This window comes from Streptomyces sp. NPDC001927, from assembly GCF_053594455.1.
Map to the genome: position 1 here is coordinate 57,551 of NZ_JBSFEN010000007.1, position 24,795 is coordinate 82,345.

22 protein-coding genes and 1 riboswitch are annotated in these 24,795 nt (G+C 71.7%); of the genes, 7 read left to right on the forward strand and 15 right to left on the reverse strand.

Going from position 1 to position 24,795, the window contains the following annotated elements:
- Nucleotides 1–117 precede the first annotated feature (117 nt).
- On the reverse strand, nucleotides 118–264 hold the full coding sequence (locus ACWCO8_RS20040) for an SCO1431 family membrane protein (RefSeq protein ID WP_451033375.1): 147 nt from the start codon (nucleotides 262–264) through the stop codon (nucleotides 118–120).
- 73 nt (nucleotides 265–337) lie between these two features.
- Nucleotides 338–1,702, reverse strand: a complete 1,365-nt coding sequence (locus ACWCO8_RS20045; protein WP_451033376.1) for a peptidase C39 family protein — start codon at nucleotides 1,700–1,702, stop codon at nucleotides 338–340.
- Between the two features lie 207 nt (nucleotides 1,703–1,909).
- Here ACWCO8_RS20045 and ACWCO8_RS20050 point away from each other — a divergent pair, with 207 nt between their 5' ends.
- Both ACWCO8_RS20050 and ACWCO8_RS20055 read left to right on the forward strand, forming a co-directional pair.
- Entirely contained in the window at nucleotides 1,910–2,575 is a 666-nt protein-coding gene (locus ACWCO8_RS20050) for a uridine kinase family protein (protein ID WP_451033377.1), read from the forward strand.
- Between the two features lie 365 nt (nucleotides 2,576–2,940).
- Nucleotides 2,941–4,836 carry an AAA family ATPase gene (locus ACWCO8_RS20055; RefSeq protein ID WP_451033378.1) on the forward strand — a complete coding sequence of 632 codons (1,896 nt, stop codon included), beginning with the start codon at nucleotides 2,941–2,943 and terminating at the stop codon, nucleotides 4,834–4,836.
- A gap of 43 nt (nucleotides 4,837–4,879) precedes the next feature.
- Here ACWCO8_RS20055 and ACWCO8_RS20060 read toward each other — a convergent pair whose 3' ends face one another.
- From ACWCO8_RS20060 to ribD, 10 genes are all read right to left on the reverse strand, one after another.
- On the reverse strand, nucleotides 4,880–5,956 hold the full coding sequence (locus ACWCO8_RS20060) for a hemolysin family protein (RefSeq protein ID WP_451033379.1): 1,077 nt from the start codon (nucleotides 5,954–5,956) through the stop codon (nucleotides 4,880–4,882).
- Nucleotides 5,953–7,293, reverse strand: coding sequence for a hemolysin family protein (locus ACWCO8_RS20065; protein WP_451033380.1), 1,341 nt, complete (start codon nucleotides 7,291–7,293; stop codon nucleotides 5,953–5,955). Before ACWCO8_RS20065 ends, ACWCO8_RS20060 begins: the two co-directional genes overlap by 4 nt.
- 249 nt (nucleotides 7,294–7,542) lie before the next feature.
- Nucleotides 7,543–8,004: a PH domain-containing protein gene (locus tag ACWCO8_RS20070; protein WP_362004930.1), complete on the reverse strand. Its 462-nt coding sequence runs from the start codon at nucleotides 8,002–8,004 to the stop codon at nucleotides 7,543–7,545.
- Nucleotides 8,005–8,039: 35 nt separating this feature from the next.
- Complete coding sequence (gene hisG / locus ACWCO8_RS20075) at nucleotides 8,040–8,888, reverse strand: ATP phosphoribosyltransferase (RefSeq protein ID WP_362004927.1); 849 nt, start codon at nucleotides 8,886–8,888, stop codon at nucleotides 8,040–8,042.
- 63 nt (nucleotides 8,889–8,951) lie between these two features.
- On the reverse strand, nucleotides 8,952–9,224 hold the full coding sequence (locus ACWCO8_RS20080) for a phosphoribosyl-ATP diphosphatase (protein WP_053643769.1): 273 nt from the start codon (nucleotides 9,222–9,224) through the stop codon (nucleotides 8,952–8,954).
- A gap of 35 nt (nucleotides 9,225–9,259) precedes the next feature.
- Nucleotides 9,260–9,745 (reverse strand): 6,7-dimethyl-8-ribityllumazine synthase, encoded by a 486-nt coding sequence (gene ribH / locus ACWCO8_RS20085; protein ID WP_260231098.1) that lies wholly within the window; start codon nucleotides 9,743–9,745, stop codon nucleotides 9,260–9,262.
- A gap of 45 nt (nucleotides 9,746–9,790) precedes the next feature.
- Nucleotides 9,791–11,068 carry a bifunctional 3,4-dihydroxy-2-butanone-4-phosphate synthase/GTP cyclohydrolase II gene (locus ACWCO8_RS20090; RefSeq protein WP_362004923.1) on the reverse strand — a complete coding sequence of 426 codons (1,278 nt, stop codon included), beginning with the start codon at nucleotides 11,066–11,068 and terminating at the stop codon, nucleotides 9,791–9,793.
- Nucleotides 11,065–11,658, reverse strand: coding sequence for a nicotinamide mononucleotide transporter family protein (locus ACWCO8_RS20095; protein WP_451033628.1), 594 nt, complete (start codon nucleotides 11,656–11,658; stop codon nucleotides 11,065–11,067). Before ACWCO8_RS20095 ends, ACWCO8_RS20090 begins: the two co-directional genes overlap by 4 nt.
- 44 nt (nucleotides 11,659–11,702) lie before the next feature.
- Nucleotides 11,703–12,311 carry a riboflavin synthase gene (locus ACWCO8_RS20100; RefSeq protein ID WP_451033381.1) on the reverse strand — a complete coding sequence of 203 codons (609 nt, stop codon included), beginning with the start codon at nucleotides 12,309–12,311 and terminating at the stop codon, nucleotides 11,703–11,705.
- A gap of 2 nt (nucleotides 12,312–12,313) precedes the next feature.
- On the reverse strand, nucleotides 12,314–13,402 hold the full coding sequence (gene ribD, locus ACWCO8_RS20105; protein WP_451033382.1) for a bifunctional diaminohydroxyphosphoribosylaminopyrimidine deaminase/5-amino-6-(5-phosphoribosylamino)uracil reductase RibD: 1,089 nt from the start codon (nucleotides 13,400–13,402) through the stop codon (nucleotides 12,314–12,316).
- A 163-nt stretch (nucleotides 13,403–13,565) separates the two neighbouring features.
- Nucleotides 13,566–13,695: riboswitch (FMN riboswitch) on the reverse strand.
- Nucleotides 13,696–13,937: 242 nt separating this feature from the next.
- Between ribD and ACWCO8_RS20110 the strand changes: the two genes are divergently transcribed.
- Both ACWCO8_RS20110 and ACWCO8_RS20115 read left to right on the forward strand, forming a co-directional pair.
- Entirely contained in the window at nucleotides 13,938–16,307 is a 2,370-nt protein-coding gene (locus tag ACWCO8_RS20110; RefSeq protein WP_451033383.1) for a chitinase C-terminal domain-containing protein, read from the forward strand.
- A gap of 127 nt (nucleotides 16,308–16,434) precedes the next feature.
- Nucleotides 16,435–17,214, forward strand: a complete 780-nt coding sequence (locus tag ACWCO8_RS20115; protein ID WP_451033384.1) for an SDR family oxidoreductase — start codon at nucleotides 16,435–16,437, stop codon at nucleotides 17,212–17,214.
- 5 nt (nucleotides 17,215–17,219) lie between these two features.
- Here the strand turns inward: ACWCO8_RS20115 and ACWCO8_RS20120 are convergent, their stop codons facing one another.
- On the reverse strand, nucleotides 17,220–18,359 hold the full coding sequence (locus tag ACWCO8_RS20120) for an ROK family transcriptional regulator (RefSeq protein ID WP_451033385.1): 1,140 nt from the start codon (nucleotides 18,357–18,359) through the stop codon (nucleotides 17,220–17,222).
- Nucleotides 18,360–18,459: 100 nt separating this feature from the next.
- On the opposite strand from ACWCO8_RS20120, the gene ACWCO8_RS20125 reads away from it, so the two are divergent.
- The 3 genes from ACWCO8_RS20125 (at nucleotide 18,460) to ACWCO8_RS20135 (ending at nucleotide 21,984) form a co-directional block, all read left to right on the forward strand.
- Nucleotides 18,460–19,680 carry an MFS transporter gene (locus ACWCO8_RS20125; RefSeq protein ID WP_451033386.1) on the forward strand — a complete coding sequence of 407 codons (1,221 nt, stop codon included), beginning with the start codon at nucleotides 18,460–18,462 and terminating at the stop codon, nucleotides 19,678–19,680.
- Nucleotides 19,681–19,803: 123 nt separating this feature from the next.
- Entirely contained in the window at nucleotides 19,804–21,210 is a 1,407-nt protein-coding gene (locus ACWCO8_RS20130; protein WP_451033387.1) for a uracil-xanthine permease family protein, read from the forward strand.
- 75 nt (nucleotides 21,211–21,285) lie between these two features.
- A complete protein-coding gene (locus ACWCO8_RS20135) occupies nucleotides 21,286–21,984 on the forward strand; it encodes a DUF5995 family protein (protein ID WP_451033388.1) in 699 nt (232 codons plus the stop codon).
- Nucleotides 21,985–22,016: 32 nt separating this feature from the next.
- On the opposite strand, the gene ACWCO8_RS20140 is transcribed toward ACWCO8_RS20135, so the two are convergent.
- On the reverse strand, nucleotides 22,017–23,714 hold the full coding sequence (locus tag ACWCO8_RS20140; RefSeq protein ID WP_362004902.1) for a flavin monoamine oxidase family protein: 1,698 nt from the start codon (nucleotides 23,712–23,714) through the stop codon (nucleotides 22,017–22,019).
- A 58-nt stretch (nucleotides 23,715–23,772) separates the two neighbouring features.
- Nucleotides 23,773–24,579 carry a carbon-nitrogen hydrolase family protein gene (locus ACWCO8_RS20145; protein WP_451033389.1) on the reverse strand — a complete coding sequence of 269 codons (807 nt, stop codon included), beginning with the start codon at nucleotides 24,577–24,579 and terminating at the stop codon, nucleotides 23,773–23,775.
- Nucleotides 24,580–24,795: the final 216 nt, after the last annotated feature.

Genomic DNA, 24,795 nt, shown 5'->3' on the forward strand with positions numbered 1-24,795 from the left:
GATCACTGCTGCGCCGATGCTGCCCCCGCCGGTTCGCGGCAGGGGTCGCCCGGCGCCCGTGGCGCGGGGAGTATGCCCGTTCGGCGGCGCCCGGTCACCCGGGGCGCCGGGCCGGGATCACATCAGGCCGGCCTGCGTGACGAACATGGCGAGGACCACGACGAGGGTCCAGCCGAGGACGTGCTCGAGGATCTTCGGCCCGTCTTCCTCGGGGCCGCCGGTGCGGGCACGGGAGCGGGCGGCGGAGTGGGTGGTGGCGGTCATGCCGACCACAGTGCCAGCCGGGCACGGCCCCGGGGTAGAGACGTCGGTCACGCCCCCGGGGCCCGTACGCCCCTCACCGGCGGACGCCGACGGCCGCCAAGGCCTTGCGCTGCGCGGATGTCGGCCGCTCGGGGAAGTAGAGGTAACAGACCCCTCCTGTGCCGGAGACCACTGCACCGCTCGCGTTGTACCGCTTGGTCCGCAGCCAGATGTTCTCCCACTCCCGCCGCGCGTACACCCGGCGGACCGCCTCGTTGCTGGGGGAGGCGGGGTCGTTGGCGATCACGTCGCCGGTCTCCGTGAAGCCGATCACGGTCATCAGGTGGCCGGAGGTGCCGTAGCCGGCGCCGGTCAGTTCCTCCTTGCGGAAAGACTGGGACGTTATGGCCGGGATGCCCGCCCGGATCAGGGTCTCCAGGTCCGTGAGCGAGCGCAGCCGGGTCACCACCGCGTTCATGGCGGGGTAGGTGGCGGCGTACGCGGCGTTGAAGGGCCAGTTGCCGCAGCCCTCGTACTGGTGGTCGTAGGTGAAGCGGGCGGCGTGGCAGACCTGGGGGTCGACGAAGTCCGGGTTCACCCAGGCGAGGTCCTCGGGGCGGGGCCGGCGGCCCCAGAACTCGACGATCATCTGCGAGGAGGTCGGGCTGCACCAGGCCTCGCCGCCGTTGTCGTACTCCGGGTACTGGCCGACGTGGGTGTTCTGCGAGTAGCGCGGCACCGCCAGTTCGCGGGCGAGGCCGGGTGTCGAGGCGGGGACGGTGAAGCGGTCGGGGATGTCGGAGGCCATCGCGCCGAGCCGCCACACGGTGGGCGTGAGCCGGGTGCCGGGGGTCCGGTGGAGGGTCAGTCGCAGCTGGTACGAGGCCAGCCGGAGACCGCTCGCGGGGTCGTCCACGGCGAAGGTGTCGGTCCAGATCGAGCTGCGGCCGTCGCTCTGGTCGTCGACCGAGGTGCGCCGGATGTCGCCGTCGCCGGACGCCCAGCGGCCCATCACGTACCAGGGGGTGGTGGTGGCGTCGGTGTACGTGCCGCGCAGCTCGATCTGGATCCAGGTGCCGGGCGGGGTCGCCGCGTTCCAGGAGGCGATGACCTCGGTGGCCGGTACGGAGGAGGTGTGGACCGGGGAGGTCCAGGTCGCGTACTCCCAGGTGGACGTCGTACCGGTGTGCGGGTCGCGGTAGTCGGTGACCCCGGCCGGTCCGCCGATCACCAGGCCGGGGCGGGGGCCGAGGACGAGGCGGGTGCCGGCGTGGGCGCCGGACCACCAGTCGGTCCAGGAGACCCAGAAGCGGTTGTCGACGAGCGCGGGTTCCGGGGCCTGGCGGCGGTCGTCACGGTCGGCGGCGACGGCGGCCGGTGCGGTGGAGGCCACGGCCGTGCCCGCGACGGCGGCGAGGGCTGCGGCGAGGACGGTTCTGCGCGGAGCGGAGTCGGCCATGAGCGGTGACGACCTCCAGTCGGGAGCGACGGACGACGGCGACGGACGGGCTGCGCGAGGGGTGGAAGCGTGGACCACTATCGCCGCTCCCGGAGCGCTTCGGCCAGCGATTCGGCACGCGTCGTGGGACCAATATTGGTCTCCACCAGTGGCAGCTCCGCGCCCCTGACCTGCGGCGCCGCCACGCGGAATCGTTACGCTTGCCGCATGACCGACGGGACCGACCTCGCCCCCGACCGCGACCCCGACCTCGCTCTCCGCCGGGCCGCCGCCGCGCTGCGCGCCCTGCCGCCGTCCTGCGGGCCGGTCCGGCTGATCGCGGTCGACGGTCACGCGGGCTCGGGCAAGTCCACCTTCGCCGCCCGGCTCGCCGCACTCCTGGACGCGCCCGTCCTCCACCTCGACGACCTCGCGAGCCACGAGGAGCTCTTCGCGTGGACCGGGCGGATGCGGGAACAGGTGCTCCTGCCCCTCTCCCGGGGCGAGGTCGCGCCCTATCACCCGTACGACTGGAATCTGCGGGCCTTCGGCGCGCCCCGGGAGCTGCCCCCGGTTCCGGTCGTCCTGGTCGAGGGAGTCGGCGCGGGAAGGCGGGCGCTGCGCCCCTTCCTCGCGGCGCTGCTCTGGATGGAGCGGGACCCCGAGGAGTCCTGGACGCGCGGCCGGCACAGGGACGGACCTGCGCAGTCGGAGTTCTGGGACGGCTGGACGGTGGCGGAGACTCGCCATTTCTCCGAGGACCCTTCGCGGCCCTTCGCCGGCACCCTGGTACGGGAGTGTCCAGGGGGCTACGAACTGCTCCCTGGGCCTCAAGTGACCGCAGGCCCGAACCAGTTCATCACGGAACGTGACAGCTCCCGCACGCGGAAATGAGTAGCCGAAAGTCGACTTCCGCAAGTGCCTCAACTCCGCTTGACCCAAGGGGCGTACAGGTCTTACGTTCTCAATGTGCGGCTTTTCGGAGCCGCCGCGGACACGAAGCCCCCGGTTGTTCCCCCGTGATCGGGGGCTTCGTTCTGCCCCGATCATCCCTTTCTCCGAGCCGTAGACGACCTTGATGCTCACCCAGGGTCACGGCTACCGGATCATGCGCTTCTCCTTAGTAGCGCCCCCTCTGCGCAGGTACGATGCCCTTCGGTGGGGTCAATTCCCGTCCACGAGAAGGCGGTTCTGTACGGCTTCCGGCGGGCACCCGCCAGCCGGGACAGCAAACGGGGGCACGTTTTGTGGGGGACCCGATGGACATCGGCACGCAGGGCGGACCGGCCCCGGCCGAACTCGCCTGGCTGCGGGGAGTAGACGCCTACACGATGGGCGCCTATCCGCAGGCGGAGGAAGAGTTCCGGACGGCGGTACGGATCGACCCCGGCATGGCGGACGCCTGGCTCGGGCTGCACGCGCTGCGGGTGGACACCACCACCGCGCTCCTGCGCATGTACCGCAACCGCGACCGGTTCGGCGAGCAGCGCGCACGCCACCGGCGGACCCTGAACTCCTGGTACTGGCTTGGCTGGTGGGTGCAGCCCGTCCTGGAGAGCCCGCGCGATCTGCTCCTCGCGCACGCCTCGCACTGGCTCGACGGCCGCCATGTGCCCGAGCTGGACCGGGCGTTGGCGGGCCTTCCGCCGGTCGACACCGATCCGCAGGTCCGCTTCCTGCACGCCTGCCGGTCCTATCTCGTCAAGGACTGGGACCAGTTGGTCCGGCACACCGAGACCCTGGTGGACGATCCCCTCCTCGGCATCGAGGCCGGCCTCTTCGGCGGGATGGCCCGGGTCCGCCTGGAGATGTACGGCCAGGCGGAGCCGCTGCTCTCGGCGGCCCTGATGCGCTGCCGCAGCGAACAGCCGCAGCGCAAGGAGCTGCGCTACTGGCTGGCCAGGGCCCACGAGGGCACCGGACGGAGCGCCGCCGCGCTCCCCCTCTACCGGGCCGTGCACCGGATCGACCCCGCCTTCATGGACACCGCCGCCCGGCTCGCGGCAATCACCGAGTACGACGGCTTCGAGGGCCCGGACGAGCCCGCGGGGCTCGCGACCGTCGCGCTCGGCGGGGTCGGCCAGGACACCGCCGCCGACGCGGCGCAGACCACCGACGTCGACGGCCCCTCCCCCGACGGGCTGCGGCTCGGTTCCGAGCCCCCGGCCCCCGCCCCGCCGGTCCCCGCGGGGCCGCCCGAGCCCCCCGACGTCGTACGCCAGAAGGCGTCCCTGCCCGCCCAGCCGGCCCCGCCGCGCTTCCCCGCGAGCCCCACCGACCCCGCCCTGCTGGCCGAGGCGCTCGCCGAGCTGGAGCGCATGGTCGGGATGGAGCCGGTGAAGCGGCAGGTCAAGGCGTTGTCGGCTCAGCTGGAGATGGCCCGGCTGCGCGCCGGGCAGGGCCTGCCCGTCCAGCCGCCGAAACGTCACTTTGTCTTCTCCGGCCCCTCCGGCACCGGGAAGACCACCGTCGCCCGCATCCTCGGCCGGGTCTTCTACGCGCTCGGGCTGCTCGGCGGAGACCACCTGGTCGAGGCCCAACGGGCCGACCTCGTGGGCGAGTTCCTGGGTCAGACCGCCGTCAAGGCGAACGAGCTGATCGACTCGGCCATCGGCGGGGTCCTCTTCGTGGACGAGGCGTACTCGCTCTCCAACACCGGCTACAGCAAGGGCGACGCCTACGGCGACGAGGCGCTCCAGGTCCTCCTCAAGCGTGCCGAGGACAACCGCGACCACCTGGTGGTGATCCTGGCGGGCTACCCCGAGGGCATGGACCGGCTGCTCGCCACCAACCCGGGGCTCTCCTCCCGCTTCACGACCCGGGTCGACTTCCCCTCGTACCGTCCGCTCGAACTCACCGCCATCGGCGAGGTCCTCGCGGCGGCGAACGGGGACGGCTGGGACGAGGAGGCGCTGGACGAGCTGCGCTCGATCAGCGGGCACGTCGTCGACCAGGGCTGGATCGACGAGCTGGGCAACGGCCGCTTCCTGCGCACGCTGTACGAGAAGTCCTGCGCGTACCGCGACCTCCGGCTCTCGGGGTACCCGGGCACGCCGACCCGCGACGACCTCGCGACGCTGCGCCTCGCCGACCTGATGCAGGCGTACGGAGAGGTCCTCTCGGGGCGCCGGGGACCGCAGGACCCCTCGGTGTGACCCGGCGCCGGCCCCCGGGAGGGACCGGCGCCGGAAGGCCGCCTCAGGCCGTCAGCACCTGCTCCGCCGCCGGCGGGCGGTGCGCGGGGTCGCGGACCGCACGGTGCGCGGGGTCACGGACCTCGCCCACCAGCATCTCCAGGACGTCCTCCAGGGCGACCAGGCCGAGGACCCGGCCCGACCCGTCCGACACCTGGGCCAGATGGGTCGCCGCGCGCCGCATCACGGTGAGCGCGTCGTCGAGCGGCAGCTCGGCCCTGACCGTCGCCATGGGCCGCCAGATGTGCTGCGGCACCGCCCGTTCCCGCTCCTCCAGGTCCAGAACGTCCTTGACGTGCACGAAGCCCATGAACGTCCCGCGCCCCTCGGCGCACACCGGGAAGCGCGAGTAGCCCGTGCGGACCGTCAGCTCCTCGATCTCCCGGGGCGTGACCGCCGGCGTGACCGTCACAAGCCCCGAAGGGGCGATGAGGACGTCCGTGACCGGGCGGCTGCCCAGCTCCAGGGCGTCCCCCAGACGCTCCTGCTCGACCGGGTCGAGCAGGCCCGCCTGGCCCGCGTCCGCCACGAGCCGGCCGAGCTGGGCGCTGGTGAAGACCGCCTCCACCTCGTCCTTGGGCTCGACGTGGAAGGCCCGCAGCACCAGACCGGCGCACGCGCCGAGCGCCCGGGTGACCGGCCGGCAGAGCCGGGCGAAGCCGACCAGGGCGGGGCCGAGCCAGAGCGCGGTCCGCTCCGGCGCGGCCATCGCGAGGTTCTTCGGCACCATCTCGCCGATGACGAGGTGGAGGAAGACGACCGCCGCGAGCGCGAGGACGTAACCCAGCGGATGGATGAGCCCGGCCGGCACGCCGACGGCGTGGAAGACCGGTTCGAGGAGGTGCGCCACGGTCGGCTCGGCGACCGCTCCCAGGGTGAGGGAGCAGATCGTGATGCCGAACTGGGCTGCCGCCATCATCCGCGGCAGGTTCTCCAGGCCGTACAGCACCTGGCGGGCCCGCTTGCCGCCGAGCGGCTCGATCTGGCTGCGGCGTACGGAGACGAGCGCGAACTCGGCGCCGACGAAGAAGCCGTTGGCCACCACCAGGAGGGCGGCGAAGAGCAGTTGGAGCAGGCTCATCGGACCGCCTCCGCCGCCGCGGGCAGTTCGGCCGTCCGGACGATCCGCACCCGCTCGGCGCGGTAGCGGTCGACCTGGCGCACCAGGAGCCGCCAGCCGGGGAGTTCGGCCCGGTCGCCGGGGGCCGGGATGCGGCCGAGGAGATCGGCGACGAGTCCGGCGACCGTCTCGTACGGCCCGTCGGGCACGTCGAGGCCTATCCGGTGCAGGGTGTGCACCCGGCAGGAGCCGTCGGCCTCCCAGGCGGGGTGACCGTCCTCGGCGGCCACGGCGGCCAGTTCGGGTCGCTCGTCGGCGGCGGTGTCGTGCTCGTCGCGGACCTCGCCGACGAGCTCTTCCACGATGTCCTCCAGGGTGACGACCCCGGCGGTGCCTCCGTACTCGTCGACGACCACGGCGATCGGCTGCTCGCGCCGCAGCCGCTCCAGGAGCGCCTGCGCGGGCAGGGTCTCCGGGACGAGCAGCGGCGGTACGGCGATCCGGCCGACCGTGGTGCGGTGGCGCTCCTCGGGCCGTACGGCGAGGGCGTCCTTGAGGTGGACCATGCCGACGATCTCGTCGATCCGCTCGCGGTAGACGGGGAACCGTGAAAGGCCCGTCGCCCGGGTGAGGTTGAGGACGTCGGCCGCGGTGGCGTCCGACTGGAGGGCGCTCATCCGCACCCGCGGGGTCATCGCCTCCTTGGCGGTGAGTCCGCCGAGCGTGAGGGTCCGTACGAAGAGATCGGCGGTGTCCTGTTCCAGCGCGCCCGCCCGGGCCGAGTGCCGGGCGAGGGCGACCAGCTCGCCGGGGGTGCGGACGGAGTCGAGTTCGTCGGTGGGCTCGACGCCGAACAGCCGGACGAGCCGGTTGGCGACCCGGTTGAGCAGGGCGATGACCGGGCGGAACAGGGACGAGAAGAGGTGCTGCGGCCCGGCGACGAAGCGGGCCACCTGGAGCGGCCGTGAGACCGCCCAGTTCTTCGGGACGAGCTCGCCGACCACCATCTGGACGGCGGCGGCGAGGAACATCCCGATCGCGACCGCGATCACGGAGACCGCACCGTCGGGCAGGCCGGTGGCGGTGAGGGGCCCGTCGAGGAGCTGGGCGAGCGCGGGCTCGGCGAGCATGCCGATGACGAGGGAGGTGATCGTGATGCCGAGCTGGGTGCCGGAGAGCTGGAAGGACAGCTCGCCGAGCGACTTGACGACGGTGCGGGCGCGCCGGTCGCCGGCGGCCGCGGCCCGCTCGGCCTCGGGGCGTTCCACGGTGACGAGGCCGAACTCGGCCGCCACGAAGAAGCCGTTGGCGAGGATCAGGAGGAAGGCTGCGGCGAGCAGCAGTAGGGGGACGATCATGCCGCCGCCTCCGTGGAGGGGGCGGCGCAGGTACTACCGGACGATCCGTCCATTGCTGGAGGGAGTCACTCCTTGGGTCGCAGGGTGGCCCCGCGGGCCGCCGCGCGGCGGCCGTGCACATGCGAGGCGGTGGTGCCGCTGGGCACCACCGCCTCCAGAGTAGTCACGCGAACCCCGCCGGGGGCAGGGGGTCGGCCCCGTATGGGGGACGGCTCACCCGAGCGACTCAGCCCGGGCAAGGCCCGCCGCTCAGCCCGCGTCCGGCCCGGTGCCGCGGCTGTCGGCCAGGGCCCGCAGGGCGCGGGCGTCCCGGATGGCCTGCTCCTTGGCGATGCCGGGCTGGATGCCGAGCGCGGGCATGCTCGTGCCGTCGCTGAGGTCCAGGAAGACCCAGGGGTCGCCGGGGCGCAGGTTGACCTGGAGGATCTCCGCCCAGGCGAGCCGGCGGGTCCGGGTGATGTTGACGACCGTGACCCCGCTGTCGTCGGCGACGACCTTGGGGCGACTCAGCATCACGAGGACGGCGAGGAAGAGCGCGCCGATGAAGATGAAGCTGATCCGCTCACCCGGGCTGAGCCGCTCCAGCATCAGCGTGACGGCGGTGATGACGGCGAACATGACCGTCCCGATCGTCAGCAGAACGGCTCGGGTGCGGCCCGGCCGGAAGGTGACCGGGAGGGCCGGGAGGGTGGGCGTCGGGGCGTCGGACATCGCTGTTCCTCGGTACGTACGGGGGTGCCGGGCGGTCAGAGACGGCAGGCGTGGATGGCCGTCGTCAGGATCGCGCGGGCGCCCAGCTCGTACAGGTCGTCCATGATCCGCTGCGAGTCCTTGGCGGGGACCATGGCACGGACGGCGACCCAGCCCTCGTTGTGCAGGGGCGAGACGGTCGGCGACTCCAGGCCCGGGGTGAGGGCGACGGCCTGCTCCAGGTGCTCGGCGCGGCAGTCGTAGTCCATCATCACGTAGGTCCGGGCCACCAGGACGCCCTGGAGGCGGCGCAGGAAGGTCTGGACGCGGGCGTCCTCGGTGCCGGCGCCCGCCTGCCGGATGACGACGGCCTCGGAGGTGAGGATCGGGTCGCCGATGACCTCCAGGCCCGCGTTGCGCAGGCTGGTGCCGGTCTCGACGACGTCCGCGATGATCTGGGCGACCCCGAGCTTGATGGCGGTCTCGACGGCGCCGTCGAGGTGGACGACGGAGGCGTCGATGCCCTGGTCGGCGAGGTGCTTGGCGACGATGCCCTCGTAGGAGGTGGCGATCGTCATGCCGTGGAAGTCCTCGGGGCCCTTCGCGGTGCCCGGGCGGGTGGCGTAGCGGAAGGTCGACCGGCCGAAGTTCAGCGGGAGGATCTCCTCCGCGTTGGCTCCGGAGTCCAGCAGCAGGTCACGGCCGGTGATGCCGATGTCCAGCTTGCCGGAGGCCACGTAGATGGCGATGTCCTTCGGGCGCAGGTAGAAGAACTCGACCTCGTTCTCGGGGTCGATGACCACGAGCTCCTTGGACTCCTTGCGCTGCCGGTAGCCGGCCTCATGGAGCATCGCCGACGCAGGTCCGGACAGTGAACCCTTGTTGGGGACGGCGATGCGCAGCATGGGGAGAGCTTCCTTTGCCTGGGAGTTTTCGGGGAGGGTGTTCGGTGCGCTCAGAAGGGCGGGTCAGAGATGGGCGTAGACGTCGTCGAGCGAGATCCCGCGGGCGACCATCATCACCTGGACGTGGTACAGCAGCTGCGAGATCTCCTCGGCGGCGGCTTCCTTGCCCTCGTACTCGGCGGCCATCCAGACCTCGGCGGCCTCCTCGACGACCTTCTTGCCGATGGCATGGACGCCCTTGTCCACCAGTTCCGCGGTGCGGGAGGTGGCCGGGTCGCCGTTCTCGGCCTTGAGCTTGAGCTCGGCGAAGAGCTCTTCGAAGGTTTTGTTCGCCATGATGGTCCTAAGAGTACGGGGTGCCTGACTGCTACCTAGCGCCAGGGTTCGCTGACCGTGCGCAGCGTGGTCGCGGTGGCGACGGCGGCGGTGACGGCCTCGTGGCCCTTGTCCTCGCGGGAGCCTTCGAGGCCGGCCCGGTCGAGGGCCTGCTCCTCGTTGTCCACGGTCAGGACACCGAATCCGACGGGTACGCCGGTGTCGATCGAGACCTGGGTGAGGCCGTGGGTGACGCCCTGGCACACGTACTCGAAGTGCGGCGTTCCGCCGCGGATGACGACGCCGAGCGCCACGATGGCATCGTAACCGCGCCCGGCGAGCACCTTCGCCACCACCGGGAGCTCGAAGCTGCCGGGGACGCGGAGCAGGGTCGGCTCGTCGATGCCCAGCTCGTGCAGGGCGCGCAGCGCGCCGTCGACGAGGCCGTCCATGATCTTCTCGTGCCACTGGGCCGCGATGACGGCCACTCGCAGGTCGCCGCAGTTCTTCACGCTGAGGACGGGTGCGCCCTTGCCGCTCATGTCTCTCCCTGTTCCGTACCGAGATGTTCCGTACTGATCGCTTACTTACTGGTTTCCGCAGGTGGACGCCGTGGACGCGTCCAGCCAGGGCAGGTCGTGGCCCATCCGGTCGCGCTTGGTGCGCAGGTAGCGGAGGTTGTGCTCGCCCGCCTGGACCGGCATGGCCTCGCGGCCCTGGACCTTCAGGCCGTGCCGGGTGAGGGCGTCGATCTTGTCGGGGTTGTTGGTCATCAGGCGCAGGCTGCGGACGCCGAGGTCGCCGAGGATCTGGGCGCCGGCAGCGTAGTCGCGGGCGTCGGCGGGCAGGCCGAGTTCCAGGTTGGCGTCGAGGGTGTCGCGGCCGCGCTCCTGGAGTTCGTACGCGCGCAGCTTGGACAGCAGGCCGATGCCGCGGCCCTCGTGGCCGCGGAGGTAGACCACGACACCGCGGCCCGCCTCGGTGATCCGGTCCATGGAGGCCTGGAGCTGGGGGCCGCAGTCGCAGCGCAGCGAGTGGAAGATGTCGCCGGTCAGGCACTCGGAGTGGACCCGGACCAGGACGTCCTCGCCGTCGCCGATCTCGCCGTGGACGAGGGCGACGTGCTCGACGCCGTCGACGGTGGAGCGGTAGCCGTACGCGGTGAAGTCGCCGTGGGCCGTGGGCAGCCGGACCTCGGCCTCGCGGCGGACGGTCGGCTCGGAGGAGCGGCGGTACGCGACGAGGTCCTCGATCGAGATGATCGTGAGGCCGTGCTTACGGGCGAACGGGACGAGCTCGGGCAGCCGCAGCATCACGCCGTCCTCGCCCGCGATCTCCACGATGGCGCCGGCCGGGCGCAGGCCCGCGAGGCGGGCCAGGTCGACGGCGGCCTCGGTGTGACCGTTGCGGGTCAGGACGCCGCCCGCCTTGGCGCGCAGCGGGAAGATGTGGCCGGGGCGGACGAAGTCGGACGGCTCGTGCGCGCCGCTCGCCAGCATCCGCAGGGTGGTGGCGCGGTCGGCGGCGGAGATTCCGGTCGTGACGCCGTGGGCGGGCGCCGCGTCGACGGAGACGGTGAAGGCCGTCCGCATCGACTCGGTGTTGTGCTCGACCATCTGCGGGAGCTGGAGCCGCTCCAGCTCGTCGCTCTCCATGGGCGCGCAGATCAGGCCGCGGCACTCGCTCATCATGAAGGCGACGACCTCGGGGGTGGCCTTCTCGGCGGCGATGACGAGGTCGCCCTCGTTCTCGCGGTCCTCGTCGTCCACGACGACGACGGGCCGGCCGGCCGCGATGTCGCGGATGGCCTGCTCGACGGGGTCGAGAGCGAGGTCGGTGACGTCCCAGACGGGCAGCGCACTCATGCGTGTGCTCCTTCCAGAGCCGAGGGAGCGGTACGCGTCCGGAGCCACCAGTCGCGCATGCCCCAGATGACGAGGGCGAAGTAGATGACGTAGACCAGGCCGGAGAAGGCGAGGCCGCTGTTGAAGGCCAGGGGGACGCCGACGAGGTCGACGAGGAGCCAGGCGAACCAGAACTCGACCAGGCCGCGGGCCTGGGCGACCATCGCGACGAGCGTGCCGACGAAGATGTACGCGTCGGCCCAGGGGCTCCAGGAGAGCGACGGGTAGAGCGTGAAGAGACCGCCGACCGCGAGGGTGCCGAGGACGGCGCCGGCGATGAGGTAGCCGCGCTCCTTCCAGCTGGCGAAGCGGACGGCGATGGAGCCGTCCTGGGCCTGCTGACGGCCGCGGTTCCACTGCCACCAGCCCCAGGCGGCGACGCCGATGACGAGGAGCTGCTTGCCGACGCCGCCGCTGAGGTGGGCGGAGGCGTAGGCGCCGACCAGGATCAGGCCGGAGAGCAGCTGGGCGGGCCAGGTGAGGATGGAGCGGCGCCAGCCGAGCGCGAGGGCGATCAGACCGATCGTGTTGCCGATCATGTCGGACCACATGATGTGCTGGTCGAGGACGGTGAACGCCTCGGAGTTGAGCCAGTTCACTTGACGTTCTCCCGGGCGTTCGGGCCGAGCAGCCGCTCGACGTACTTGGCGATGACGTCCACTTCGAGGTTGACCGGGTCGCCGCTCTTCTTGATGCCGAGCGTGGTCAGCGCGAGCGTGGTGGGGATGAGGCTGATGGTGAACCAGTCCTCGGCGGCCTCGACGACGGTGAGGCTGACGCCGTCGACGGTGATCGAGCCCTTCTCGACGACGTACCGGGAGAGATGGGCGGGCAGGGCGACCTTGACGATCTCCCAGTTCTCGGACGGGGTCCGGTCGAGGATCGTGCCCGTGCCGTCGACGTGGCCCTGGACGATGTGGCCGCCGAGGCGCTCGCCGACGGCCATGGGGCGCTCCAGGTTGACCCGGGAGCCGACGTCGAGCGCGCCGAGGGAGGACCGCTTCAGGGTCTCGGCCATCACGTCGGCGGTGAACTCGCCGTCGCCGTGCTCGACGACCGTGAGACAGACACCGTTGACGGCGATGGAGTCGCCGTGTTCGGCGCCTTCCGTGACCAGGGGGCCGCGCAGGCGGAAGCGCGAGGCGTCGGCCAGCTTCTCGACGGCGGTGACCTCGCCCAGTTCTTCGACGATTCCGGTGAACACGGTCAGGCTCCCTTGAGGGTCGCGGTGATACGCAGATCGGGTCCGATGCGCAGGGTCTCGGTGATGTCGAGCCGCAACGCTTCGGTGATGGTGGTGATTCCGGCGTCGGCGAGGGCGTTGGGGCCCGCGCCGAGGAGGACCGGGGCGAGGTAGCCGACGACCTGGTCGACGGCGCCCGCGCGGACGAAGGCGCCGGCCAGGGTCGGCCCGCCTTCGAGGAGGACGGAGCGGACGCCCTGCTGGTGGAGCATGGCGAGGAGTTGGGGGATGTCGAGGCCGCCGCCGGGTGCGCGGGTCAGCCGCCACGTCTCGGGAAAGTGGACGGTCTCCTCCACGAGCATGTCCTCGGCGACGGCGATCACGGTGCGTGCCGCGTCGTCCAGGACCCGGGCGCCGGGCTTGACCGCGCTCGCCTCGGTGTCGACGACCACGCGAAGCGGCTGGACGGCGCCTTCGATGCCGCGTACGGCCAGGTGGGGGTCGTCGGCGCGGGCGGTGCCGGAGCCGACGACGACGGCGTCGGCCTCGGCGCGCAGCCGGTGCACGTCGGCGCGGGACTCGGCGGAGGTGATCCAGCGCGAGGTCCCGTCGGCGGCGGCGCTCCGGCCGTCGAGGGTGGCGGCGTACTTCCAGCGGACGAAGGGGCGGCCGAGGCGTACGGAGGTGAGCCAGGCGATGTTGCCGGCCTCGGCCTCGTCCGCGAGCAGGCCGCCGACGACCTCGATCCCGGCGGCGCGCAGGGTGTCCGCACCGCCCGTGGCCTGCGGGTTCGGGTCGCCGACCGCGTAGACGACACGGCGGACGCCGGCCTCGATCAGCGCCTGGGCGCAGGGGCCGGTGCGACCGGTGTGGTTGCAGGGTTCGAGGGTGACGTAGGCGGTGGCGCCGCGGGCGCGGTCGCCGGCCGCGCGCAGGGCGTGGATCTCGGCGTGCGGGCCGCCGGCCTGCTGGTGGTAGCCCTCGCCGACCGGCTGTCCGGAGGCGTCGAGGAGGACGCAGCCGACGACCGGGTTGGGGCTCGTGGAGCCGAGGCCGCGGGCGGCGAGCGCGAGGGCGCGTCGCATGGCGGTGATGTCGGCGTGGTCCGCCACCGGGTCCTCCTGCCTCTTCGGGCACGGACTCCGGGGCCTGTCGATGACGACAGAGAGCGGGTACGACGGCTCACGCAGGGGTGCCGAGGCCGGACACACCGGTCGCCGACAAGGGCGACCAGCGGCGATACGGCCGACAGCGCCCCCGAAGAAGGGTCGCCCGCCGCGCACTGCCTCCCATCCGGACTTTCACCGTCGGTCCAGGAGTTTCACCTGGTCAACCGGCCGCTGGCTGCGGACGGGTCGCGGACTATACCGCCGGTTCGGAATTACACCGACCCCGGAGTGCGCTGCTGCTGATACAGGGCCAGTGTGCCACGGCCCGTCGTCGGCCATGCGGGCGATGTCCTGTGGGCTGGCTCACAGGGCATCTTCCTTCCCTTCTTTGGTCCAGACCTATTGACGCACTGGTCTAGTCCTCTTAATCTCCGTGTCACCTCCGAGGTACGGCCCGCCGGTGTGCGCACTCCACGGGCCCAACACGACCCACCCGTTTGTTCGTTGTGTCTGCCGACCTCCCCTGGAGGAATCGATCGTGTTGTCCCCCACGAAGACGAGGGTCTCGCTGCTCGCGTCCGGCGCGGCCGTCGCCGGCCTGCTGATCAGCTCCCTCGCCGGCGGTGTCTCGTACGCCGCCGACAACGAGAGCTGTCGCCCGGACGGGCTGTACAAGACCCCCGGTGTCGACGTCCCGTACTGCTCGGTCTACGACACCGAGGGCCGCGAGAAGATGGGCGCGGACCACCAGCGCCGCGTCATCGGTTACTTCACCGGCTGGCGCACCGGCAAGAACGGCGAGCCCGCCTACCTCGCCAACAACATCCCGTGGGACAAGATCACCCACATCAACTACGCCTTCGGACACGTCGGTTCCGACAACAAGCTGTCCGTCGGCGCGGACGGGCCGAACAACGCGGCCACCGGGATGACCTGGCCCGGCGTCGCCGGCGCGGAGATGGACCCGGGCTTCGCCTACAAGGGCCACTTCAACCTGCTGAACAAGTTCAAGAAGCAACACCCGGACGTCAAGACGCTGATCTCGGTCGGCGGCTGGGCGGAGACCGGCGGCTACTTCGACGACAACGGCACCCGGGTGAACTCCGGCGGCTTCTACTCGATGGCCACCAACGCCGACGGTTCGGTCAACCAGGCCGGGATCGACACGTTCGCGGACTCGGCCGTCGCCTTCATCAAGAAGTACGGCTTCAACGGCGTCGACATCGACTACGAGTACCCGACGACGATGAAGGACGCGGGCAACCCGCTCGACTGGCAGCTCGCCAACGCCCGCCGCGCGGGCCTGGTCAAGGGCTACGACGCCCTGATGAAGTCGCTGCGCGAGAAGCTCGACCGGGCCGGCGCCGCCGACGGCAAGCACTACCTGCTGACCGTCGCCGCGCCCTCCTCCGGCTACCTGCTGCGCGGTATGGAGACCTTCCAGATGCAGAAGTATCTGGACTACGTCAACATCATGTCCTACGACCTGCACGGCGCCTGGAACGAGTACGTCGGCCCCAACGCCTCGCTCTTCGACGACGGCAAGGACGGTGAACTGGCCGCCGCGGGCGTCTACGGCAGCCAGCAGTACGGCGGTGTCGGCTACCTCAACACCGACTGGGCGTACCACTACTTCCGCGGCTCCATGCCGGCCGGCCGGATCAACATCGGCCTGCCGTACTACACCCGCGGCCACAAGAACGTGCAGGGCGGCACCGACGGCCTGTGGGGCAAGGCCACCGCGACCACCTGCCCGGCGGGCGCGGGTCTGACCAAGTGCGGTGACGGCGCCGTCGGCATCGACAACCTGTGGCACGACAAGGACACCAACGGCGCCGAGTCGCCGGCCGGTTCCAACCCGATGTGGCACGCCAAGAACCTGGAGAAGGGGATCGTCGGCGACTACGTCACGCAGTACGGCTTCCCCGCGAACACCACTCTGACCGGCACCTACGCCCGCAAGTACGACTCGACGCTGGTCGCGCCGTGGCTGTGGAACGCGCAGAAGAAGGTCTTCCTCTCCACCGAGGACGAGCAGTCGGTGGCCGCCAAGGCCGACTACGTGGTCAACAAGGGCATCGGCGGCACGATGGTCTGGGAGATGGCCGGCGACTACGACTGGAACGCCGGCAAGGGCCAGTACGAGATGGGTGACACGCTCACCTCGCTCATGTACGACAAGTTCAAGGCGGCCACCCCGTACGGCGCGAAGAAGTCCAACGCCACGCTGCCGACCCAGGCCGTGAACGTGGGCGTGGAGTTCACCGAGTTCAAGCTGGGCGACTCCAACTACCCGATCACGCCCAAGCTGAAGATCACCAACAACACGGCCACCACCCTGCCGGGCGGCACGGAGTTCCAGTTCGACTACGCGACCGCGGCCCCGGCCAACGCCTCCGACCAGTCCGGCTTCGGTACGAAGGTGATCAGCAGCGACCACACCGGCACCAACGTGGGCGGTCTGAAGGGCGACTTCCACCGGGTCTCGCTGAAGCTCCCGGCCTGGCAGACGCTGGCCCCCGGCGCCTCGGTGGACCTGGCGTTCAACTACTACCTGCCGGTGTCCACGCCGTCGAACTGGACGGTCAACATCAGCGGTACGACGTACGCGCTCGCCGGTGACCTGGCGCGCGGGGTGACCGTGGTGGAGCCGGGGACGACCACCCCGCCCACGACGCCGCCGACCACGCCGCCCACCACCCCGCCGACGACTCCCCCGACCACGCCTCCGACGACCCCGCCGGGTGGCACGTGCACCGCTCCGGCGTACGTGGCCGGCACGGTCTACAACGGCGGCACCGAGGTCTCCCACAAGGGCCGCAAGTGGAAGGCCCAGTGGTGGACGCAGAACGAGGAGCCGGGCACGACCGGCGAATGGGGCGTCTGGAAGGACCTCGGCGCCTGCTGATGCCCTGACCTCCTCCGTAAGCGCCCGGCGGCGGTTCTCGCGGCCCTTGCCGCCGCCGGGTCCTCCCCCTCCTTCGCCGCGGTCCGCAGCACGTGCGGGCCGCGGCGAAGGCGTTCACCCTGGAGACATGACCACGTTTCTGGTGACCGGAGGGACGGGGACGCTCGGCCACCCCGTCTGCGAACGACTGCGCGCGGCCGGCCACGAGGTGCGCGTCCTGAGCCGGCACGCGCCGCCGTACGCGGTCGACCTGCGCCAGGGCGGGCCGCTCCTGGACCGGGCGCTCCGGGGCGTGGACACGGTCGTCCACTGCACGAACATCATGCGCGGCGACGACCAGGCCGTCCGCAATCTGCTCGACGCCGCGCGCCGGGCCGAGGTGCGGCACCTGGTCTACATCTCGATCGTCGGCGTGGACCGCGTACCACTGCCGTACTACAAGGCCAAGTACGCGGCCGAGCGGCTGATCGAGCAGTCGGGCATCGACTGGACCATCCTGCGGACCACCCAGTACCACGATCTGATCCTGCGGCTCCTGGCCGGCCTGGCGAAGCCGCCGGTGATGCTGATCCCGAAGGACGTGCCGGACCAGCCGATGGAGGTCACGGAGGCCGCCGAGCGCCTCGCGGAGCTGGCCATGGGCGAGCCCGCGGGCCGGGCGGAGGACATGGGCGGCCCCGAGGTCCGTACGCTCGCCGAGCTGGCGGCCGCGTACCTGGCGGCGGCCGGCAAGGAGCGCCGGGTCGTGGAGGTCCCGCTCGCGGGCAAGGCGTACCAGGGGCTGCGCGACGGCGGCCACCTCGCCCCGGAGCAGGCGGTGGGGCGGGTGACCTTCGAGGAGTTCCTGAAGAGCCGGTTCGGGGCGGAGGCGGACTCGTCGCCCACGGACAAGCCCACCGGCCCCTGAGGGCCCTAAGGGTTCGGCTCCTGCGGGAAGAGCGCGTTCTGGGCCGCGTCGCGGGCCGCGAGCAGGGCGCCGCGCAGGACCGCCGTGTCGCCGAGGGCGGTGGCGCGGACCTCCGTACGGAGCGGGGAGAGCACGGCGAGTTCGGCCTCCACGCGGGCGGCGAGCCCGGGGCCGCCCAGGTGGCCGGTCCGGCCGCCGAGGACCACGCAGCCCGGGTCGAGGACCGAGGCGACGGCGGCCGCGCCGACCGCGAGGCGGCGGGCGAGGGCGTCCAGGAACGGTCCGTGCCCGGAGCCGAGCGCGCCCGCCGGGTCGAGGCCGTGCTCCACGGCGAGTGCCTCCACCGCCGCCGCGCAGGCCAGCTCGTGGAAGCCGCCGTCGCAGCCGGTGGCCGAGGGCAGCCCGGAGGTGCCGGGCACCGGCAGGAAGCCGAGTTCGCCCGCACCGCCCGAGGCCCCTCGGCGCAGCCGGCCGTCGAGGACGACGGCCGCGCCGACGCCCTGGCCGAGCCAGAGCAGGACGAAGGTGTCACGGTCGCGGGCGGCGCCGACCCGCTGCTCCGCGACGGCCGCGAGGTTGGTCTCGTTCTCGACGAGCACGGCCGCGGGCAGGCGTTCCTGGAGCGCGGCCATCAGCCGCCGGTGCCACTCGGGCAGCCCGGACGAGTCGCGCAGCTCCCCCGTCGCCGGGTCGATCAGCCCGGGCGCGCCGACCACGACGCTGTGGAGCTGCTCCGCGCCCGCCGATTTCGCGGTCCGCTCCAGGAGCGAGACGGCCTTCTCGACGGCGGGCCCGGTCCCGTCCTCGCCGCCTATCGGGGCCGAGGCCTCGGCGAGCGTGGTGCCGAGCAGGTCGGCGACGGTGAGGGCCACGGAGTCGGTGCGGACGTCGAGCGCGGCGAGGTGGGCGCGGTCGGCGGCGATCCCGTACAGCTTGGCGTTGGGGCCGCGCCGCTCCGCTCCGGACTCCCCCACGACCCGGACGAGTCCGGAGCCCTGGAGCCGCTCGACGAGGTCGGCGACGGTGGGCCGGGAGAGTCCGGTCAGGGTCTTGAGCTGAGTCGCCGTCAACGGGCCCTCGTCCTGGAGCAGTCGCAGGGCGAGCCGGTCGTTGATGGCTCGGGCGGTGCTCGGGGATGCGGCCATGCCGGGATCCTCTCAGACGCGTACGCGTGCTCTGCGCCTGCCCACTATTTATCAGGCAGGGTTCCTGATAGTTTACCGCCCACCAACCGAGGGAGGGCACATGGCGGGCGAGACCGTCTTCACCACCGAGCGACTGCGACGGGCACGGTTCGCCGTCGCCGCCGTCTTCTGCGTCCACGGCGCGGTCACCGGCAGCTTCGCCACCCGGATCCCGTGGATCCAGGACCACGCGGGCGTCAGCGCGGGCCAGCTCGGCCTCGCCCTTGCCTTCCCCGCGATCGGCGCCTCGCTCGCGATGCCGCTGGCCGGCGCGATCAGCCACCGCTTCGGGGCCCGTACGGCGCTGCGCGGACTCCTGGCGCTCTGGACGATGGCCCTCATCCTGCCGTCCCTCGCCCCCAACATCTACGGGCTCTGCGCGGTGCTCTTCGTCTACGGCGCCACGGCCGGCATGTCCGACGTGGCGATGAACGCCCTCGGGGTCGAGACCGAGAACCGCCTGGGCAAGTCGATCATGTCGAGCCTGCACGGCATGTGGAGCGTGGGCGCGCTGATCGGCTCGGCCGCCGGCACCGTCGCCGCCCACCTGGGCGGGGACGCCCGGCTTCACCACCTGATCGCGGCGCTCGTCCTGACCGGGCTCGGCCTGTTCTTCTGCCAGGGCGTCCTCGATCTGCAGAGCGCCCCGGAGGAGGAGGCGCCGCCGCGCTTCTCGCTGCCGCCGAAGTCCGCGCTGATCATCGGCGCGATCGGGTTCTGCGCGGTGTTCGCCGAGGGCGCCAGCCTGGACTGGTCGGCGGTCTACCTGCGGGACGAGCTCGGCTCCTCGGCCGGTGTCGCGGCGGCCTCCACCACCGCCTTCGCGCTGACGATGGCCATCGCCCGGCTCGTCGGCGACCGGGTGGTGGACCGGTTCGGCGCCGTACGGACGGTACGGGTCGGCGGCGTCGCCGCGACCGCCGGCGGCCTGCTCGTGGTCCTCGCCCCGCACGCCGTCGTGGCGATGGCCGGTTTCGGACTCATCGGCCTCGGTGTCGCCGTCGTCGTACCGCTCGCGTTCGCGGCGGCCGGGCGGAGCGGCCCGAACCCCAGCCAGGCCATCGCGGGCGTGGCGACCATCACGTACACCTCGGGCCTCATCGCCCCCTCGGCCATCGGCGGCATCGCCGACGCGACCTCGCTGACGTTCTCCTTCGGCCTGGTCACCCTGCTGGCCTTCGGCCTGGTCCTCGGCGCCTCGGTGCTCCGCCCGGGTGCCCGTGCCACGACCGCCGCGGCGACAAGCGGAAGCCCGACGGCCAGCTCAGGAAAGGTGTCGTGACCGGCTCCCCGACTTCCCGTCGGGACCCCGGTGACCTGCGGCGGACTACCATGTGTCTGATCTTTTTCGGCTGAGTCTCGCGCGGCGAACCGGCCGCCGTCACCGGAGAACTGGAGCGACCACATGAACCTCGGCGTGCGCTGGACCCTGCACGGCGACGGGCGAACACCCGCTCCGGGAGCCGTCGTCCGGCCCGACGAGCGGCTCTCCTGGCCCCGTACGGCCGGCCTCGGCGCGCAGCACGTGGTCGCCATGTTCGGCGCCTCCTTCGTGGCGCCCGTCCTGATGGGGCTCGACCCGAACCTCGCCATCATGATGTCCGGCGTCGCGACGGTGATCTTCCTGCTCGCGACACGCGGCACCGTCCCCAGCTACCTGGGCTGCTCGCTCTCCTTCGTCGGTGTCGCCGCGGCCATCCGGGCCTCCGGCGGCACCAGCGCGACCGTCACCGGCGCGGTGTTCGTCGTCGGCGGCGTGCTGTTCCTCGCGGGTCTGGCGGTACGGAAGTTCGGCGCGCGGATCATCCACGCGGCGATGCCCCCGATCGTCACCGGCGCGGTCGTGATGCTGATCGGCTTCAACCTCGCCCCGGTCACCGCCGCCACCTACTGGCCGCAGGACCAGTGGACGGCGCTGCTCGTCATGCTGTTCACCGGCCTCGCCGTGGTCTGTCTGCGCGGCTTCTGGTCGCGGATCGCGATCTTCCTCGGCCTGATCTTCGGCTACGCCATCTCCTGGGTCTTCGACCTGGTCTTCGGCAAGATCCACTCGATGGGTCCCGGCGGTGAGGTCACCGACCACTGGCGGCTCGACCTCTCCGGTGTCTCCAAGGCCGACTGGATCGGCCTGCCGACCTTCCACGGTCCGAGCTTCGAGTGGTCGGCGATCCTCGTCGCGCTGCCGGTCGTCATCGCCCTGATCGCCGAGAACGCCGGGCACGTCAAGGCCGTCGGCGAGATGACCGGCGACCCGCTCGACGACAAGCTCGGCACCGCCATCGCGGCCGACGGCGCCGCCTCGATGCTGTCGACCGCCGTGGGCGGCCCGCCGAACACCACGTACTCCGAGAACATCGGCGTCATGGCGGCCACCCGCGTCTACTCCACCGCCGCCTACTGGGCCGCGGCCGGCTTCGCGCTGCTCTTCGGCCTCTGCCCCAAGTTCGGCGCCATCGTGGCGGCGATCCCGGGCGGTGTGCTCGGCGGCATCACAGTGATCCTCTACGGCATGATCGGCCTGCTCGGCGCCCAGATCTGGATCAACGCCAAGGTGGACCTCCGTAACCCGCTCAACCTGGTGCCGGCCGCCGCGGGCATCATCATCGGCGTCGGCGGGGTCAAGCTGACCTTCACCGACACCTTCGAGCTCGGCGGCATCGCGCTCGGCACGATCGTCGTGATCACCGGCTACCACGTGCTGCGGGCCTTCGCCCCGGCGCACCTGAAGCAGCAGGAGCCGCTGCTCGACTCCGGTACGAGCTCCTACGAGGGCACGGACACCAAGGACGACGAGCCCACCACCAAGTCGTAGGCATATTCGCCCGTTCTGGGGAAGCCGGGCCGGGGGAGTTCCCTCCCGGGCCCGGCTGCTGGGACGCTGCTGCCCATGGCGCAGACCACGCAGATCGGGCAGTTCACCGCCGTCGACCCGGTGGTGGAGCGGATGCGATCCATCCGCTCGGCCTGGCATCCCGCCGACGGCGTCGGCGTCTTCAACCGGGTCTATCTGACCGTGACGGAGGAGATCGGCCGGGCCATCGACTCCGGTAATTTCGCCGACCGGCGGGCGGCCGCGACCCTGGACGTGCGCTTCGCCGAGCGCTATCTCGCGGTCGTCGACGCCGTCTCCACCGGCGCCCCCGCCCCGGCCTGCTGGCGCCCGCTCTTCCACTACCGGCGCCATCCCGGCGTACGGCCGCTGCAGTTCGCGCTGGCCGGGATCAACGCGCACATCGGCCACGACCTGGCGCTCGCCGTGGTCGACACCTGCCGGGCGCTCGACTGCGCGCCGCGCGACCTGGAGGACGAGTTCGACCGGGTCGGCGACATCCTCGTCCTGCTCGAGGAGCGCATCCGCGAGGAAGTGATGCCGGGCCCGGACCTCCTGGAGATCACGGACCCGCTGACGCATCTGCTCGGCTGCTGGAGCCTGGAACGGGCCCGCGACGGAGCCTGGCTCGCGGCCCGCTCGCTCTGGCAGCTGCGCGAACTGCCCGAGCTGGCCGAGGAGTTCACCGAACGCCTCGACCGGTCGGTGGGCCTGGTGGGGCGGATGCTGCTCACCCCACTGGACCCGCGCGGCTGAGGACGCTCGGCCCTCAGCCGCACTGAGGACGGTCAGTCCTCGGGGAGCTCGACCGGGGCGATCTCGTCGTAGACGTCGCCCGGGCCCGGGTTGGTGGCGTCGGTCGCGCCACCGAAGTGGTGCATGACGCCCCACACCGCGTTGAGCGCGGTCTGCACGGCGCCCTCGGCCCAGCCGGCCGTCCACGAGATGTCGTCGCCCGCGAGGAAGATGCCCCGCTTGTCCTCCGGCAGCCGGTCCTGCATGAAGTGCGTGAACAGGCGGCGCTGGTAGCGGTAGTGGCCCGGCAGGTTCGCCTTGAAGGCGCCCATGAAGTAGGGCTCGTTCTCCCAGGAGACCGTCACCGGGTTGCCGATGATGTGCTTCCGGATGTCGACCTTCGGGTAGATCTCGCCGAGCGACTTCAGCATGACCTCCATCCGCTCGTTCGCGGACAGCGGCAGCCACTTCAGGGAGTCGTCGCACCACGTGTACGAGAGGCAGATCGAGGCCGGCTTGTCCGGGCCGTCGTCCAGGAGGTACGTGCCGCGGGTCATCCGGTCGGTCAGCGTCATCGACATGACGTCCCGGCCGGTCTCCTCGTCCTTGTCCAGCCAGAACGGCCGGTCCACGGGCACGAAGAGCTTCGAGGACTCCATGTAGTGGGTGCGCTCGATCGCCGTCCAGTGGTCGATCGGGAAGAGCGAGTCGTCGCAGGCGATCTTGGAGAGCAGCATCCAGGACTGGGCGGTGAAGATCGCCGCCTGGAAGGTACGGATGTCGCCGGAGGCGTCCGTGACGGTGATCCGGTTGCCCGCGGTGCGGTTCAGCCGGGTGACGGCCGGCTTGGGCTCGCCCTCGTGCAGGGACCGCAGGGAGGTGCCCTGCGCCCAGTGGACGATCTTCTCAGGCTCGCGCTCCCACAGGCGCAGCGGCAGCTGCTGCGAGCCGCCCACGATGCCGCGGTGGTGGTCGTCGGCCTCGGTGTAGACGACCCGGAGGATCTCCAGGATGGAGTTGGGGAAGTCGGTGTCCCAGCCGCCGGTGCCGAAGCCGACCTGGCCGAAGATCTCGCGGTGGCGGAAGGACTTGAAGGACTCGGACTCGCAGAGGAAGCCGTAGAAGGTCTGGTTGTCGAGCTTCTCGACGAGCTTGGACCAGATCTCGCGGATGCGCGGGACGTCCCGCTCGCGCATCGCCTGGTTCATGTCGGAGAAGTCGGCGCCCTCGTCCAGGCAGGCGTTCCACGCGTTCATCACGTCGCGGTAGACCTGCGGGAGGTCGTCCACGGTCTGCGCGTAGTGCGACTCGCCCTTGAGGTCGACGACGGTCGACGGGGTGGACTCGGCGAGCGGGTTCGGGAACGGCTGCGTCTCCAGGCCCACGAGGTCGATGTAGTGCTGGAAGGCGGTCGAGGAGGGCGGGAAGCGCATGGCGCCCATCTCCGCCGTCAGGCCCTCGGTGCCGGTGCCCTCGAAGCCGACGGTCCGCAGCCGGCCGCCGATCTGGTCGGCCTCGTAGACGACGGGCTTGAGGCCCATCTTCATGAGCTCGTACGCGGCGATGATGCCCGACAGACCGCCGCCGATGACGGCGACCTCGGTGCCGTGCTCGGTCGCGGGTATCTGGCCGAGCCCGGCCGGGTGGGCCAGGAAGTCGTCGTAGGCGTACGGGAAGTCCGGACCGAACATGGTGATCGGCGGCTGGCCGTCGCTGTGCGGGACGGCGGTCGTGGGCACCGTGGACGTCATGGGGTACGGACTCCTTGCGGGGAAAGCGGGGAAGTACGGGAAGAGAGTGGGGGACGGCTCAGACGAGGGAGCCGTAGAGGCCGGGGCGCCGGTCGCGGAGGTAGGGGTTGTCGTTGCGCGAGGCGGCCAGCAGGGCGGGGTCCACGTCGCCGATCACGAGGTCCTCGCCGCGGCCGGCCCTGACCCGGGCGGTGCCGTCCGGGGCCGCGAGCGTGGACAGGCCCACGAACTCGAAGTCGCCCTCGGGGCCGGTCCGGTTGGCGTACGCGATGTAGAGCTGGTTCTCGAAGGCGCGCACGGGGACGACCGACTCGGGCACGACCTCGGCGGGGTGCATGAGCGCGGTCGGTACGAGGAGGAGGTCGGTGCCGGCCAGGGCCTGCGCCCGGACGTTCTCCGGGAACTCGACGTCGTAGCAGATCATCATTCCGACCGTGAGGCCGCCGAGCTCCGTCTGGACCACGGCCTCCTCGCCGGGCGTGAACCAGTGGGCCTCGAAGTCGCCGAAGAGGTGGGTCTTGCGGTAGCGCAGGAGGGTGGCTCCGTCGGCGCCGATGAGCTGGGCCGCGTTGTAGAGGACGCCGTGCTGCTCGGTGTCGCGCTCCGGGTAGCCGTAGCCGATGGCCAGTCCGTGGCGGGCGGCCAGGGCGGCGACGGCGCGCGCGGAGGGGCCGTCGGCCGGTTCGGCCAGGCGCGCCATGTCTGCGCCGATGGCGTAACCGGTGAGGAAGAGCTCGGGCGCGAGGAGCAGATCGGCACCGGCGGCGGCCGCGCGGGCGGCGGCCTCGTCGAGGACCTTGAGGTTCGCGGCCACGTCACCGAGCTCGCCGGAACTCTGGAGCAGGGCGGTGCGCAGCGGCGGCATCGGCAGGGTCCTTCGCTGGTGCGGGAGGGAAGAGTGAGGCGTCAGAGCGACGTCAAAAACGGTACGGTTCCGGGCCTCATCGGGACAAGGCGCGACCGTTGCGGACCGACCGTCGAACCGTTGCGCGATGCGTGGGCGTCACGGCGATTCGTTGCGCGCGCCCTCGTGCTCGGGTCGGAGGGCTCCCCCGCCGCGCGGCGGAGAGCGGACCGTCCC